This is a genomic window from Paenibacillus sp. FSL E2-0190 (assembly GCF_037992965.1).
Taxonomy (GTDB): domain Bacteria; phylum Bacillota; class Bacilli; order Paenibacillales; family Paenibacillaceae; genus Paenibacillus_AQ; species Paenibacillus_AQ odorifer.
The window spans coordinates 5,092,479-5,108,682 of the sequence record NZ_CP150306.1 but is presented as its reverse complement, the minus strand read 5'-3'; the positions used below and the strand labels follow the sequence as shown (position 1 = coordinate 5,108,682).

Below are 16,204 nucleotides of genomic sequence, written 5' to 3'. Positions count from 1 at the left end.
TCCCGAACTATTAGAAAAAGTCATGGTACGATGTCCTTATTCGGTTGTTTCAGGGGGAGTGGGGAGAACATGTTAAATACTCATGATGTTGCAATAGAAGCATTAACTTGTTATTCGATTACTTATCAATCAATAGCTCATATTGGCCAAAATGCAAACACCATCTATAAAGTGACAGATAAGGAAAGTAACTGCTATAGTTTGCGGATACATCTATCAAAAAATGATTCGATGGAAAGTATTTGGTCTGAGGAAAAAGTCATTCATTCAGAAATGATTTGGCTGCAATCATTAATAAATGATACTGATCTGGTGTTACCGTCACCTATAAAAAATAACATTGGTGAATATGTTACTAAGATAGCTGACATGAACTGTACATTGGTAAAATGGGTAGAGGGTGAACAAAAACAATTTGTTCCAACAGTCAATGATGCCGAGTGCGTAGGTGAATTGATCGGAAAGCTTCATAAACAATCATCTATTTGGAAGGTTCCGCAATCATTTACTAGACCATCCTTTGATAATACTAGAATTTCACAATCATTAGAAAAGCTCAAACAGCTTGCTGACGGTGGTGAGCTCAATAAAAATGATGTGGAAATTCTGCAATTGGCTGGTGAGCGTGCAATTTTAATGATGAACGATATAGAAAGAACACCTGGCAACTGGGGGATAATTCACGCAGACTTGATTCCAAGTAATTATGTGTTTCATAAACAAGAAGCTAGAGCCATTGATTTTGGAGCTTGCGGGTTCGGATATTATTTATTCGATTTAGGTTGGGCACTTTCTTACACCCAGCGTTCAGAAGCCAGTTGCTAGAATCATACGCCAAACAATTCGGCCTGCCTCATAACTATGTTCAACAGTTAGATGGCTTCTTTGTAGCTGCCCAACTCGAAACAATGAATTTTTGGCTTGGGTTGCCTGAATCTAATGAGTGGTTACCCAGTCACATTAGTAGATTAGCAAGTCGGGAATTTAAGTTATATGTAAATAAAAAAGAATTTCTTTTTAGTGGGACTCCTTACTGGGAGTAATTTGTTCTACTAACGGGAAACGTTGTCTCAAATCACGATCAACCAGCTGCGCGATCTTGATCGTATCGGACCGTATTGCAGCTATTCCAGCATATGGGTTCATATTGCGAAGGTTTCGAACTGTATAGCTCTTATTGCCCTTGATTTGCGTAGAAAAGAAGTACATTTGAGCGAATAGCTGCAACTGAGTCCGATAGTGTGGCAAAACGAGCTGAATTGTGGAAATAAGAGCAACTGAGTCCGAACAGTTGGTGAAAAGAACGCCGCCTGCCAAATTTGCTCCTAAACGTGCTACCCAGTGTTTAAACTAGCCGCCTATAGCTCAAGCTATCTACACCGTGCGCGGAATTAGCTAACTACAGCTCGAGCTATCTACACCGTGCGCGGAATTAGCTACCTATAGCCCAACCTAGCTACTCCGTGCGCAGAATTTGTTACCTGTTGCTCAAACTAGCCGCCTATGTCTCGAAACTAGCTGCCCTTTGCGCGATCTTGATCGTATCGGACTGTATTGCAGCTATTTTAGCATATGGGTTCATATTACGAAGATTTCGGACTGTATAGCTCTTATTGCCCTTGATTTGCGTAGAAAAGAAGTACATTTGAGCGAATAGCTGCAACTGAGTCCAATATTGTGGCAAAACGAGCTGAATTATGGAAATAAGAGCAACTGAGTCCGAACAGTTGGTGAAAAGAACGCCGCCTGCCAAATTTGCTCCTAAACGTGCTACCCAGTGTTTAAACTAGCCGTCTATAGCTCAAGCTATCTACACCGTGCGTGGAATTAGCTACCTATAGCCCAACCTAGATACACCGTGCGATAATTGAAGGATGGGCAAAGGTGAAAACGTTTATTGGCTTATAACGCACCAATTAAACCTTGGAAAGAAGCTTAATATAAACAAGAAGGCAGCCGATCAACACGATCAGCTGCTTTTGTTCATCTAAGAGTAATTTCTCAAATAAATAAAAGCATCCTTGACTTTCCCCTGCACGGGAAACTGTATACTCACTTTATGTTATAGATTGGAGATGATATTTTGTTCAAAATTAGTGCATTTTCTAGGCTAAGCAAGGTATCCTTAAAAACACTGCGTTATTACGACCAGATTGGCATACTAAGGCCGAAAAAAGTGGATCAGGATACGTGCTACCGTTACTATTCCGCAGATCAGCTCCTTGAGCTCAACCGAATTTTAATCTATAAGGAATTGGGTTTTACATTGCCTCAAATTAAACAGCTGCTTCAGGAAAATATTTCATTAGAAAATATTCAAGGCATGTTTAAGCTGAAAAGAAGCGAAATCCAGCATATCATCGATACGGAACAAGCTAAACTCGTCAGGATTGAGGAACGTATGCAGCTTATAGAAAAAGAGGGGCAATTCGAAACGGGTCAAGAAATCAGAGTCAAAGCAGAGGGTGCTCAATTGTTTCTTTATCAGAAAGCATGCGGGAAAGAAGAGGACATTCCGGATTTGCTTCGTCAATTTGATCAGTTTATAACGACGGAAAATCGTCAATTCATTCAAGGCCCTCAGGTTGTTTTGTGGAAAGAAGTCGAAGGAAAAGAGGATGAGTTTGAGTTTGAAGTCGGGTATTTTTTAACCTGTGAGCTGCGATCATTTCCAGAACCGTTTCAGCTACGGACTCTTCCTCCTGAACCGATGATGGCCACAATGGCTTTTCATTCAAATACTAGTTTTGATTGTGCGGCCTGTGTTCATTTAGCTAAATGGATTGAGAAAAACAACTATCAGATCAAGGAGAACGAACCGGGCAGGGAGTTATATTTACCGTTATCTCCAGAACGAGATGCACAATTCATAGAAATACAAATTCCCATTATAAATAGATAACAGAAGAAGTGGAGTGGGGGAAATTGAAAAATAAACGGATCATTTATATTCTGGCACTGGCTGTTTTTCTGATTGGAACCATTGAATATATTATTACAGGAGTTATTGAGATGATTGCTGTGGACTTGGGAGTATCTACTTCTGAAGTTGGATTATTGGTGACTGTGTTTGCCCTCTCTGCAGCCATTGTCGCTCCGGTTTTGATTGCATTAACGATCAATGCAGATCGCAAGAAACTACTAATGATCACCCTAGGTGTGTTTATTGCCAGCAATGGACTTATGTTTGTAGATCTTGCTTATGAAACAGTACTATGGATACGTATTATCCAAGGGGCTAGCGGAGGAGTCGCTACCGTTGTAGCCATGGCAATAGCGACCCGACTCGTTGAAAAAGAAAAAAGGGGCAATGCCATCGGTATCATTTTGATGGGGCTTAGCAGTTCACTAGTGCTTGGTGTTCCTGTGGGCACATTTTTTAGTGAGATGTTTGGATGGAGAGTGCTATTTGTTTTAATCGGATTATTAAGTATTCTTCCATTACTTATCATCTATAAAAAGGTTCCGGCAATCAAAGAAGAGGAAAAGGTTACCCTCAGAATGCAGCTCTCTATTTTAAAAAATCCAACCATTCTGATGGCCTTGGTTATTACGTTATTTTATGTCGGCGGCTATTCTACACTGTTTACTTATATTACGCCTTTCTTGCAAGCCACGTCCTCTCTTTCCATGACCGAAATTAGCGGTGTTCTGTTCCTGGCGGGCATTTACAGCTTTGTCGGATCAAAGCTGGGCGGACAACTGGCAGATGCAAAGGGATCGAAATTCACCATTTGTCTCGGGCTCCTGTTACAAGGGACGACACTGCTTTTATTCGCTCTAGCCGGAGTCAATTTGTTGGTTTTAATCTTGGTTTTAATGATTTTTATGTTAGCAACGTGGAGTATTTCCCCGGCCCAGCAACTATATCTGGTTACTCTGGCGCCTCGAAATCCGGACATTGCTCTTAGTGTAAATACTTCGTTCATCCAATTTGGCTTTGCACTGGGATCTGGATTAGGCGGGTTAGTCATCAGTCGTACCTCTGTCCTATATTTGAATTGGTTGGGTTTTGCCGCTGTATGCATAGCTTTACTTCTTGCTAGCTTACTATTTAAAAAAATGAGCAGTAGGACTAAAACTACTATGGTTTAAATAAGAAATGGATTGGAGAACGACAAAGAGAACTTTATCGCCGAATTTTTCCAGAGCCATCTGGGACTGAGTATCAGCATTCCAATTTAATGGACAGAGCTGATGTTGAGTGTTTATTTGATTACTGTCAGATATTAGAAGCGATGACCTCGAAGAATTTATTTTTGAAGTCGAATCACATGTCGATTCATTACCTGAACTTTAAGCTAGAGTGAAACGATATCTTAATAAAAACAAGAAGGCAGCCGATCAACACGATCGGCTGCTTTTGTTCATCTAAGAGTAATTTCTCGAATGAATAAAAGCATCATTGACGTTTCTCAGCACGGGAAACTGTATACTCACATTATGTTGTAGATAGGAGATGACACTGCGTTATTACGACCAGATTGGCATATTTAGGACGAGAAAAGTGGATCACGATACGTGCTATCGTTACTATTGGATAGTTCATGGCGAGAAGTTTGTCGGCCAAAAGTATTTTGGTGTTCTTGTCCGCGAGGGGTTCAAGGGTGCCCAGAGCGGCTAGCTTGTAGTAAAAGTACCGGATTCTATATCGTGGAGTCAGGCTGCTGTCAGCTGCCAGCTAAGCTAAGTGTAACTCCATTTACGTTACCGATCCCTAGGAAAGTCCAGCGAGAGAAAGTCACTGCCGCCAACCCCCACCAATGTTGGTCCTGCCTTTATTTGCGGGGCGCTCCTGAAGACCGGCTATGATGACCCGGATGTAATTCTGATTAAGGTCCATGCCAATGCATCCCAATACTGGAAAAACGGGAACCTGGCTGAGAAGGTGATGCACATGTTCAAGCGGATCACCAACCGGGATTCATCTGTAGGTTTCATTTGCTGTGCAGCCGGAAGAAATAAATGTCACGCCTGAGGCTACTCAAGTGTTATATCTATAGAAACAGAAGAAATAGAAGAAAGGAGACCAACGTGGATTCTATGGAAGAGAAGATTAGGAGAATACAGGCCGGAGATGCCCGCCTGTTCTCAGATGTAATCAAGCTGTACCAGCAGCGGATATACCTCTACTGCTTCCGGATGCTGAACAGCAGGGAAGAGGCGGAGGATGCGGTGCAGGATGTCCTGATTAAGGCCTATCAGAATATCGGGCAATACAAGCCGCAGGCGGATTTCGTATCATGGCTCTACAAGATCGCGTACCACCATTGTCTGAATCAGTTGCGGCGGCAGAAATTTCAGTTTCAATTGCGCAAGCTGCTCTGGCAGGAGGTTGCGGTGAACAGTGCCGAACAAATGGTCGAGGACCGTCTGTTCAGCGAGCCAGTCTCGACCGCCCTGGGGAAGCTGAATGTGGAAGACCGGAATTTGTTGATTCTGCGTATTTATGAAGATAAATCGTTTGCGGAAATCGGCGAAATTCTGGGTGTCAGTACGGCTACCGTACGCAAAAGATATGAACGGACCAAAGGCAAGCTTAAAAAGGTGTTGGAGAGAAAGGAGAAACAACTATGGACAAGAGTGAATTAACCTCGGAGGAGCGGTTTCTGAAGCACGGAGACCGGTCCGCCAATTTCATCCCCGTTGATGTTCATGAACAGGTAATGACAGCGCTCGGGCTTGGCGGGATCTTACCTGCTGCAGAAGAGCAGACCCCTCTGCAGACACTTCCGCCAAACGAAGGGGCTCCTAACGTTATGCGCAGGCTAAAGACAGAAGCCGGAACGGGGCGGAGCCGGAGGAGAATCCTGCGGATTCCGGTGCAGGGCTGGGTGGCGGCACTACTTGTAATGGTCTTGTTGGGCGGCGGTTATACCCAGTATTCCGGTGAACTCCGGCAGGGGGCCCAAATTCAGTACAAGGTGCTGCCCTATAAGCCACTTCTGGCAACGAAATCAGGTGGAATGATAGAGAAGCCGAATGAACCCTTGATTCCCTGGCCGGCCAAAGCGCAGCTGAGCAAAGAGGATGAACTCTACAAGATGAAATATGCAAAGGGCTACAATGCCATTGAGAAGTTGCTGCTTCCTGGAGAGTATGCCACCTATGTTATCAAACGTGAAGACGGGAAAGAAGAATCTCATCTTGGGTTATACTGCCCGCCGATCATAGTCAAGGACTATTCCACTTATAAGACTAGTGTTGAGAAGCACCACGCTCCCGAAGTGAAGCAACCGGGATATATGCCGGACGGGTATACCTTGGACGAGGCGTTTATCAAGCCTTCTTTTATAAAGGTCGAAGATGACAAGCAGTTTAAAGGTGAAAGCGAGATAGACCTAGGAGACAACTTCCGGATGACTTGGAAACGGGAGAAGGCGGAGAATATTGCCTATGATTCTTCTACACTTGTGTACAAGAAGGGGAAGATTCAGGTGAGAATCAGTGCCTCACGTGTTGATGAAAAAGCTACACCGGTAGAAAGCCTGATGTGGACCAAAACGACAAAGGTGGAGAATATTGATATTGGCGGCAAGCAGCTCATTTATCTCGAACCTTCCAGCAACGAAAAGATTGACCTGGGGTATAAGTATAGACTAGTCTGGTCTGACCCGGAAGCGCAGATCATCTATAATGTGTCGGTTCGCCAGGAGAAATCTGAGTTGACCAAGGATGAGGTCATCCGTATTGCTGCCAGTATGATGAATTAAACGAACACAGATATTACGCTCAGGACTGTTTCGCTATCTATGATAGCGGGACAGCCCTCGAGCGTTTTTTGCATATGCGAAGCACTGCATATTCGTGAGATTTTATAAGAATTCTTGCATTGCTCTCATATGAACTTCCGATTCATATTATTAATGTAGCAATGTAGCAAGATAATGCAGATTATAGCCTCTCGGAATAAGGAGCAGCATGGAGGGGCTAAACCAGAGAAAGTGCATAATTAGAGCTGGAAAAGATGGATTATGAAAACCAGTTTCAAAAAAAGGGCAAACCTCAAGTGGGTACAGTGTGCTATACTGCTGCGCAATGTAACACTCGAAGTCTGCCCTCTATACATAAAGACCGTCTTCAGTGGTTCAAGTTTGTCCTCTATGTATAACGACAATCCCGCTGTTCTGTTTTCCAGTACAAGTGTAACACGACTGAAAATCAACGAGGAGGCTGAATAACGATGCGAGGCTGTATCAGCAAATGAAAGAATGAAACCTATGCATACACGATTGAACTCGGGAAACATCCTGTTACACAAAGGAGACGGTAGCGCCTCAAAGCCGGTTTTGCAACATGGAAAGATGCTGAACAAGCCCTAGTGCAGGCATTAGCTCATCTTGGACGGGGAAGTTACGTAGCGTTCCACTGCCCCAGCAGCAAAATTCAAGTGCTTTATGAAACCAATGAAAAAAGTGGTTGGTTTGACTGCGATAAGCTCAAAGAATTTATTTTTGAAGTCGAATCACATGTCGATTCATTACCTTAACTTTACGTTAACGTGAAACGATAACTCAATAACGACACACAGGCAGTCGGTCAATGGATCGGCTGCCTATGTTCAACTAACGGGCAGAATACTTCCAATATGTGGTATTCTAAGGTATGGGATTTGAACAGGGGGGAGCCATGTTGACGGAAATAAAATATCCAGTTAAGAATCCATCCAGAATTGGAACTATTATAGGCATGATTGCTCTTATATCGAGTCAATCTATTCTTGGATTGAGATTATGGAATCAGAGGGGGGTATTCTACACTTCGTTAACTGTGGTTCTTTTGTGTTTAGTTTTATTGTTACTCGCATTGTACAGAACATTTTTTAAGAAACCAACGGAGTTATGCCTATCCAATGAGCAAATTATATTAAATGGAAATATTATTAATTCAAAGGATATTAAAGTGATAATGACCAGGGGGTACTTTAAACCTGTTATTGGGATATTACCTTACAGGAGGAAGATCGTCCCATTAGATATGGCATTTAGGTATTCAAAGGATGAAGATAAAGGTATCTCGGATTTAAAGAGTTGGGCAAAAATGAACAATGTTAAGATGGTCAATAAATCGTTTCAAACGTGGATATAAGTGTATTCAAAAGCACTATTCGGCAGTTAAATGCGGTATTATATAGTACGATTATCCATAAGAGATGAGGTGCCTTTATCAAGAAGAAATATGCTTTTCTAATCGTTTCCATATTATTATTTGTGATGGCTTATACAAAACCAAGTAGTCAATATTATGATAATTACCTCCATAAGGTTCACGGTCTTAAATGTGACAGTTCCGAAAGCTCAAATTGCTTTCATACTATTAATGACTTGAAATCATCAAGTCTCACACATCAGATTATTTTTATGACAGCAGAAACAAAAATTTTTGGAGAGGCAGATAACAAAATACGAGTAGTAGGTATTTTTAATCATTTTTTTGTGATAGAAAATCGTCTTCATCCTAAATCAGATAATAACAATAATATCGAAGTTCCGTTAAGCTAACGGGCAGGATTGTTTAGAAAGTCCCTGATTGTATTTACCTATGCTTACTGTTAATCTAAACGATAGAGATGCTAACAAAGGAGCATAAACCTTATCATGTGGAATACTCTGTAAAGATTAACAATTTGAAAGAATGCCTGAAATAGTGATTACACTATTTTATTAGGTGTGCTTTTCTTTAATCTTACAAGGTGTGCAGGGAAAGGTGTATCATATACCCATCCTGCGGATACCTGATGGTATCCGCTTTTATTTGTGGGAAACAGCATCTCTATTGATTCCTACCTGTTTATCCTTCTACTAGCGAGTGGAGGAAATTTATTATGCGATCGAAATTAGTCTTGATTGAGGGAATGCCAGGATCTGGTAAAACAACAACTGCTCAGCTCGTTCATGAAATTCTTACGGAAGTGAACATTACATCCCAGCTATTTTTAGAAGGTAATTTGGAACATCCTGCTGATTATGATGGAGTCGCTTTCTTTAAGAAAACTGAATGGGATGAATTATTGAATACCCATAAAAAGTTTAAAGATTTGTTGAGTAATCTAATGATTCAACAAGATAACGATTACTTCCTAGAATATCGGAAAATAAAAAGTGAAGTCTGGTCAAGTTTTCCAGATGAATTGCATCGCGCAGTTTTTAAACATGATATTTATGAATTGCCGCTAGATCAAAATAGGAAACTGATAACAGAACGATGGACGAAGTTTGCGGATCGTGTTTTGTATGGCGCAGACACCTTTGTTTTTGATTGTTGTTTTATACAAAACCCTGTAACTATAGGCATGATTAAACATGGTGCGGAGAAGGAAGACGTTATAAGTTATGTTATTGAACTGGCAACAATTGTAGAGCGGCTGAATCCATTGTTGATATACGTACAGCAGAATGATCTTGATCATTCTTTCAGAAAGGCTGTAAAGGAAAGACCTCAGGAATGGTCAGAGGGATTTATTGAATATTACACGAACCAGGGGTATGGAAAAACACAAAATTATAAAGGGTTAGATGGAACACTGCAGGTTCTTAAAGCAAGAAGGGAACTAGAAGAAGAGATTTTTACCAGATTAAACATTACCAAGATAAAAGTTGATAACTCTTCTTATAATAAAAACGATTATAAGCAAGTTTTAGAGGGCATTTTATCAGAATATTATAAATCAACAAACTAATGAGAGATTGGATTCTAGGGATTGCAGGCTGAAAAAGAGGCAATCTATCAAGCTTACGGGAAACGATAGCTGAGGAGCATTGCCATGGCAATGCTCCTTTTTTATTTGTTGAAGTAACGGGCAGGATTGCTTCATCAATTGTCGAATCCTTTGCTTGAATATTTCTATAAGGGGGCGATGGAAATTAAGATACGAGAAGTTGTAGCAAATGATTACACTGAAGTTGTTTTTTTATGGAATGATGTACTTGGTGTTCGCAATGTTAATATTGAAAATTTTCGAGTTACTATGGAAAACATGAATAAGGCTGGGAATTATAAAACATTCGTTGCATTATTTGAAAATGAAGTGGTTGGTTTTGTCACTATAGTTCAGGCGTTATCCGTAGGGTCTTCGAATGGTTATCTACATATTCAAGGGCTTGCCGTTAAAAAGGAATTACAGCATAGTGGGATAGGTACAGAACTACTAAGACACACTGAGAATTATGCTAAAGAAATGGGAATTTCAAGTATTATTTTATGTAGCGGATTTAAGCGAATCGACGCCCATGCTTTCTATGTGCATAATGGCTATGACAAAGATTCATACTGCTTTGATAAGATTATTAAACTTGACTAATTTTGAATTAATTTACCGGGAAACGATAACTCAATAATGACACACAGGCAGGTCAGCGTGGGATTTATGTTGTTTATTCAGGAGGATTTTTGATTGTGGGTTATGAACAGGATTTTAAAAAAAGGGTACATGAAGTTATTAAACAGAAACAACTATGTTCAGTTATGAATGACACTAAGTGGGGAAACTTACAAAGTGATGTACTAAATAAACTACCTTTTACCCCTCCATATCAAGCTAAGTATGTCTTAGACGATATACTTTATCCAGAGAACTTCGAAAACGACGTCTGGTATTTAGGGGATTGGATAGAAGGACTTTCACCTTTTTTTTCTGTAGAATGGATACGGGTTAGACCAAGGTATCAGAAGCACAAGGGGAATCTGCTTCCTCCTGAATTAATTGACATAAGTAAAGAATTTCTTTCGATTTTACATGAATTAAGAATTCCGTATAGAGAAGAAAATAATACATTTTTCATTTATGGATATATATCAAATACAGACTCACTTTTCAAAGGTAATCAATTAAGCTAACAGGAAACGTTAATTTAATAAAAACATGTAAGCAGCCGCTCAAACAACCGGCTGCTTTTTCATTTAAACTTGGTTTGATTTCGGATAAATAAAAGTTGCAAAAAGGAAAAAGATTGCTATACTAAATTTAAACGTTATTTTAAATGTTATTTAAATCAAAGGAAATATACTTGGAGGTTGCGTATGGAGACAGACAAAAAGTTGGAAACAAAAGAGAAGATTATGCGTGCCACACTGGAGTTGACCAAACAAGAAGGCTTTGAAAGGATCACTATAAAAAAAATTGCAGAAGCCTCAAGCACGAATGTCGCTCTAGTTAACTATTACTTTGGGTCCAAAGAAAACTTGTTTAGCGAGTCCATCAAATTGATATTGAACAGCTTTCAGCATACCTTTGCCATACTTGACGATTTCTCTATATCCTCACGAGATAGATTGAGGCAATTTTTACTGGATTATTTGCAAGTGATCCTTCAATATCCCGAATTGCTCTCCAGAATCATCCTGATGGGCAAGACCGTTTTCTCCTCCCAGCATGAATATGGATCATTTTTGAATCTATTGGGGTTTCCTAAGATACAAAATACTTTAAGAGAGTTAACCGATGAGCAGCAGCCAGAGCACCTGATGACCATGACGATGCAGATTTTTGGAGCGCTTTTTCTACCGGCACTTATGAGTCCTATTCTAGAAACAGGAGCTTCCGTGAAGATAGCACCTATAGAGGAACAGATTGACCTGCTCTTTGCAAGATACTTTCATTAATAAACTCAGATTGAGGTGATTAAATGAATTTTTTAAGAAAATATTGGCAGGATATAGGACTATTCATTGGCATTGTTATATGCATGTATCTTCTAATGAATTGGGAAACAATACCGCGGATAAACAGCATATTATGGTTAAGCTTTGTGGCGATCCTTCTTCATCAATTTGAGGAATACCGCTGGCCAGGGTACTTTCCAGGCATATTCAATATAGCCCTTTTTAAAAGTGAATCCCCTGACAACTATCCATTAAATAAACAGTCGGCAATGATTATTAATGTGGTCATCGCCTATGTGTTCTACTTGCTCCCTGTATTCTTCCCGTCAGTAGTATGGCTGGGGATGGCACCTGTTTTAATGGGCTTTTTCCAAATCATTTTCCATGGAGTCGTCATTAATATAAGAGCAAAAAGCATGTATAATCCAGGATTAGTCTCCGCAATTTTTGTGCATTTGCCGGTGGGGATCTGGTACATCAACTACTTATATGAGCATCATTTAATAACCCTCTCAGACTGGATTTGGAGCGCAATTTATTTTGCCATAGCTGTTTATATTTTAATAGTGAAAGGAAATACATGGATGAAAAACAAAAACTCCATTCACAAATTTTCGCAAAAGCAATTATGGTCTTTTCATAAGTAGCTCCTCATAACCCACCAGAAGGTTCGTTGGCCTTTAACTAAACACAGAACATTAATCCTATCGTTACTGGAGGTTGATGCACTGTGTTTTTTTCTGCGGATTTCTTCGTTTGCTTCGCGCTATGAAAATGTTGAAGTTAATATTCTGTTGAGGATCTCATCACTATCTGTTTACGATTCAGAGTTAGAGTTAGAGAAGGCCAAGCAAAAAAGGAGCTTTCTCATGAACACAGATCCTAAAGTGCTTATTGTAACTTCGGTATTTGGAGACGGGCATCTCAAAGTAGCAGAAGCGATTGATCATTCTTTTAGAAGTAGAGGGATCAGCCGGATTGTCACCTTGGATCTTTTCGCTGCAGTCTACCCTACTCTGAATGAGCTGTCCCGCAGATTCTACCTGAACAGCACAGGTTATACTCAAGAATTTTATGGATTAGTGTACAAGTTGACGAGCAAGATGAACCCAGACCAGTTCATGGGCAGATGGATTCATTCTATGGGCAAGCGGAAAGTGCAAAGGATCATCGACGAGATCGGACCGGATATTATCATTCATACCTTTCCTTATTTGGCCGCTGCAGAGCTTGCATCAACAAAGGGGAGACGGATCCCCCTTTTCACTGTCATGACGGATTATGTGGTTCATGGCAGATGGCTTCATCCACAAACCACAAAGTATTTTATCGCTACGGAAAGCATGAAAGCAGAACTGATGTCATTAGGTATTGCTGAAGAAAAGCTTGTGGTTAGCGGGATTCCGATTCGTGAAGCTTTTGAACAGACTCAGGAACGTGAAGCCCTTTTACGTAAGCATGGACTAGATGGAAATCGGCATTATCTATTACTTGCGGCAGGGGCTTACGGCGTGTTGAGTGATATTAACCATTTAATAATAAGGGCGCTGCAGCTATCAAACTTCGATGTAATGGTATTGTGCGGGAATAATCATAAGCTCCAGATGGCTACGGAAGAGCTTTTTCAAGGGAATCCTCGGGTACATATACGGGGTTATACAGAAGAAATGCAGGAGCTAATGTGCATATCCTCCTGTCTGTTGACCAAAGCAGGGGGGATTACCTTGACTGAGGCGATGGCTCTAGCACTTCCTGTAATTGTCTATCGTCCGCTCCCCGGGCAGGAGGCAGGTAATGCAGAATGGTTGTCTGAGCACAATTTAATAGAGATTGCCCGAAACGGGGAGCAGTTAGTAGAGCAGCTTCAGAGATTGGAGCATCTGGGGTACAGGGATGAAAAGGTGCAGGATATGAAGAACTTTTCCCGGAAATCAGCCGCGGATGTTATCGTTACTGAGGCTTTAGAGGTTATCAAGCTGCGGCAGCCGTCTGTTTCAGCTGTAAAATCTATGATTGTTGAAGGGCAGGCGAAGACGATTCGTGGATATTATTAGCAAGGTAGGAAGACCACGCGTTGTGGGTCCTCTAATTGGAGGCTGGCTCGGAAGCTCAGGGAATGAATTGCTGCCTTTTCAAGTAAGCGCCTGTTTATTTGATTATAATTATTTATTACCAGATAAAGGGTTGATAAGATGTTATTATTTGTATGGGTGAATTTATTGAAAATGCTGCTTTATTGTCATTGGGGAGGTCAAAATGTACACGAATCAGAAGTTAGAGGATAGTTTGCATGAAATGCTAATCAAGCTTGTGGAAAATGAAAAGTTTCCGGGATTAGCGGCCGGAATCGTAAAGGACAACCAAGTTCTGTTTACTGGTGAATATGGGACGGCAAATTTATCGACGGGTGATCCTGTAGTTCGTGGCACTTTGTTTCACCAAGCCTCTGTCTCCAAAACCTTCGTAGCAACCGCCATTATGCAATTAGTTGAGCGTGGTAAGGTAGAATTGGATGCTCCCATCACTAAATACCTGTCATATTTTAAGTTAGAGGATGAGCGGTATCAAAATATAACAATAAGACAGCTTATGAATCATACCTCTGGTATGCCTGATGAGGAAGATTACGCGTGGGAACGCCCTGAATACGACGAGCAAAGTCTTGAACGATATGTAAAAGGGATAGGTCACCACAAGCTGTTAAGCCAACCGGGAGAGAAATTTGCCTATAGTAATATAGGATATGAGATCTTGGGAGATACGATAGCAAAAGTCAGCGATATGAGCTTCGAGCAGTATATGGAAAAAAATATTCTGAAACCGACAGGAATGCAGTCCAGTTCTTTTCTTAAACAGGAGGTTGAAGCTTATATTGCTGCACCTCATGTGCTTGGAGCTACCCATGAATGTGGTGGCTGCGTTAGTAGTGTTTTTCCATATAACAGGGCTCATGCACCTAGCTCCACTTTATATACCCATGCCGAAGATATGTGCCAATATCTGCTGATGCATCTAAACGGTGGAACAGCCGGGAACGGCAATGAAGTCCTCCAGCCAGGTAGCTATAATGAAATGTGGAAACCTCATGCACAAACGGGCTATGATCCGGAAAATGCACAGATAGGATTGGGCTGGTTTCTAGGAGAATATAAGGGTTCTCGTATTCTCTCACATTCCGGCTGGGATACTGGATTCTTAAGCAATCTGTTCCTGCTTCCTGATAAAAAAATCGCTATTTCTGTTATGAGTAATTGTGACTATGTCAACATGGGCAGTGTATGCTTCCCAATCCTTGATCTGTTGCTTGGCTCCAATATTTAAAACGAGTCTGTAAATGATTTTACAACTTCATAACAAGGGGCTTCGTACTTTATAACATTCGTATCTTAAAGTACATGTAAGTCAAGCCCACTTACACTATGGAGGTTATGAGAAATGAAGAGTAAAAATGTGAAATCAGCCCTCGGGGTGATCGCGATTTCCGGTGGTCTGCTAGCCCTCACTGCTTTGGCAGTGCCCAAAATCGTCGCTTATACTACAGTGAACCAGAATGTGTCTCAAGCGAACGTTTCCTACACGCAAGAACTCAACCAGAAGCCAGCTGTTCAACTGGCGAGCAGCCAGATCCCGGTACTTAAGGTTGCAACGAAAACACCGGTCTCGACGATCAAGTCGTATTTTGAGCGCACAGTCACTGCTGAAGAAATTAAGCAGATTAATGAGTATGCAGAGAAGGCCAGGCTCACTGGCAAGGATGAACAGCTTACGCGGCAATTTACGGACCAGGAGAATAAGCGGCGGATGTTATTGGATGATCAATACAAGTACGATGGCTTACGGCCCCAGCAGAAGCTACCTTTGAAATCAGGGAGTTCCGAATTTTATCTGGATCAAAGCAAATTTACCTATGTAATTCCTAAGCGCGAACTGACTGATGAAGAAATGCTGCAATTGATCGACTGGAATTATCGCTTTAATTATGTGGTAAGCCTCAATCTTGTCGTGGCACAGCCAGATAAGAAGGACATCAGTCAGGATGAAGCCCTACGCAGAGCAGAAGAGAGCGTAAGCCGTCTATTCGGTGTCGATCTCTCAAAGTTGCAGGCTCAGACCTCATATTATAAACCTTTTCCTGATTCGAAAGGGCAATGGTTCGTTAATTTTCTACCTTACCGTGCAGAGACACTGCAGGCTCAGGATAAGTCTTATTTCATGTATAATACGTTCGTGGATGCAAAGAGCGGGACCGTACTTGATACCACGATAGTGGACCTGTCCTATAAGAGAACGCCGATTACAGCAGCTATGAATAAACAGATTAGCCAGGATTCCAGCTGGCTTCAAGCCGCTAAATCCATTGTGGTGGACAAGCAGGGCGAGACCCGTGCGATAACCAGCACCTCTATCATTAAAGACAGTGCATATGACAAAAGCGGAGTAGTAGCGGTCTTGGTCAAACTGAAAGACGGTAGCTCCTACACGGTAGAGCTGCGCTATCCGGAGAAGACTCTGCGCTGCCTGATCTATACACCGGTTTCCAAGTAATGAAGTGAACCAGCGTTATAAACTACTTTAGTATTTACAACCTACAGCAAGCCCCACT

14 protein-coding genes are annotated in these 16,204 nt (G+C 41.3%); all 14 read left to right on the top strand.

Going from position 1 to position 16,204, the window contains the following annotated elements:
* Window positions 1–69 precede the first annotated feature (69 nt).
* The 14 genes from NST25_RS22630 to NST25_RS22565 all read left to right on the top strand — a co-directional run bounded on the left by NST25_RS22630 (window position 70) and on the right by NST25_RS22565 (window position 16,146).
* Window positions 70–825 (top strand): phosphotransferase, encoded by a 756-nt coding sequence (locus tag NST25_RS22630; protein WP_340392524.1) that lies wholly within the window; start codon window positions 70–72, stop codon window positions 823–825.
* Window positions 826–2,083: 1,258 nt separating this feature from the next.
* Window positions 2,084–2,902 carry a helix-turn-helix domain-containing protein gene (locus NST25_RS22625; RefSeq protein ID WP_076194965.1) on the top strand — a complete coding sequence of 273 codons (819 nt, stop codon included), beginning with the start codon at window positions 2,084–2,086 and terminating at the stop codon, window positions 2,900–2,902.
* A 23-nt stretch (window positions 2,903–2,925) separates the two neighbouring features.
* Window positions 2,926–4,095: an MFS transporter gene (locus tag NST25_RS22620; protein WP_340392523.1), complete on the top strand. Its 1,170-nt coding sequence runs from the start codon at window positions 2,926–2,928 to the stop codon at window positions 4,093–4,095.
* A 948-nt stretch (window positions 4,096–5,043) separates the two neighbouring features.
* Window positions 5,044–5,592 carry an RNA polymerase sigma factor gene (locus tag NST25_RS22615; RefSeq protein WP_076279283.1) on the top strand — a complete coding sequence of 183 codons (549 nt, stop codon included), beginning with the start codon at window positions 5,044–5,046 and terminating at the stop codon, window positions 5,590–5,592.
* The gene (locus tag NST25_RS22610; RefSeq protein ID WP_081387989.1) at window positions 5,574–6,713 is read left to right on the top strand and encodes a DUF4367 domain-containing protein; all 1,140 of its coding nucleotides are present in this window, start codon (window positions 5,574–5,576) and stop codon (window positions 6,711–6,713) included. Before NST25_RS22615 ends, NST25_RS22610 begins: the two co-directional genes overlap by 19 nt.
* Before the next feature lie 916 nt (window positions 6,714–7,629).
* Window positions 7,630–8,088, top strand: coding sequence for a hypothetical protein (locus NST25_RS22605; protein ID WP_076130208.1), 459 nt, complete (start codon window positions 7,630–7,632; stop codon window positions 8,086–8,088).
* A 736-nt stretch (window positions 8,089–8,824) separates the two neighbouring features.
* Window positions 8,825–9,679 carry a hypothetical protein gene (locus NST25_RS22600; RefSeq protein ID WP_340392522.1) on the top strand — a complete coding sequence of 285 codons (855 nt, stop codon included), beginning with the start codon at window positions 8,825–8,827 and terminating at the stop codon, window positions 9,677–9,679.
* A 177-nt stretch (window positions 9,680–9,856) separates the two neighbouring features.
* Complete coding sequence (locus NST25_RS22595) at window positions 9,857–10,300, top strand: GNAT family N-acetyltransferase (RefSeq protein WP_076281344.1); 444 nt, start codon at window positions 9,857–9,859, stop codon at window positions 10,298–10,300.
* A gap of 95 nt (window positions 10,301–10,395) precedes the next feature.
* Window positions 10,396–10,836: a DUF6678 family protein gene (locus NST25_RS22590; protein ID WP_081386470.1), complete on the top strand. Its 441-nt coding sequence runs from the start codon at window positions 10,396–10,398 to the stop codon at window positions 10,834–10,836.
* A 183-nt stretch (window positions 10,837–11,019) separates the two neighbouring features.
* Window positions 11,020–11,601: a TetR/AcrR family transcriptional regulator gene (locus NST25_RS22585; RefSeq protein WP_076184227.1), complete on the top strand. Its 582-nt coding sequence runs from the start codon at window positions 11,020–11,022 to the stop codon at window positions 11,599–11,601.
* A gap of 23 nt (window positions 11,602–11,624) precedes the next feature.
* Complete coding sequence (locus tag NST25_RS22580) at window positions 11,625–12,248, top strand: HXXEE domain-containing protein (RefSeq protein WP_076194975.1); 624 nt, start codon at window positions 11,625–11,627, stop codon at window positions 12,246–12,248.
* Window positions 12,249–12,470: 222 nt separating this feature from the next.
* Window positions 12,471–13,655, top strand: a complete 1,185-nt coding sequence (locus tag NST25_RS22575) for a glycosyltransferase (RefSeq protein ID WP_340392520.1) — start codon at window positions 12,471–12,473, stop codon at window positions 13,653–13,655.
* A gap of 202 nt (window positions 13,656–13,857) precedes the next feature.
* Window positions 13,858–14,922, top strand: coding sequence for a serine hydrolase domain-containing protein (locus tag NST25_RS22570; protein ID WP_340392519.1), 1,065 nt, complete (start codon window positions 13,858–13,860; stop codon window positions 14,920–14,922).
* A gap of 114 nt (window positions 14,923–15,036) precedes the next feature.
* Window positions 15,037–16,146: a hypothetical protein gene (locus NST25_RS22565; protein ID WP_340392518.1), complete on the top strand. Its 1,110-nt coding sequence runs from the start codon at window positions 15,037–15,039 to the stop codon at window positions 16,144–16,146.
* Window positions 16,147–16,204 lie beyond the last annotated feature (58 nt).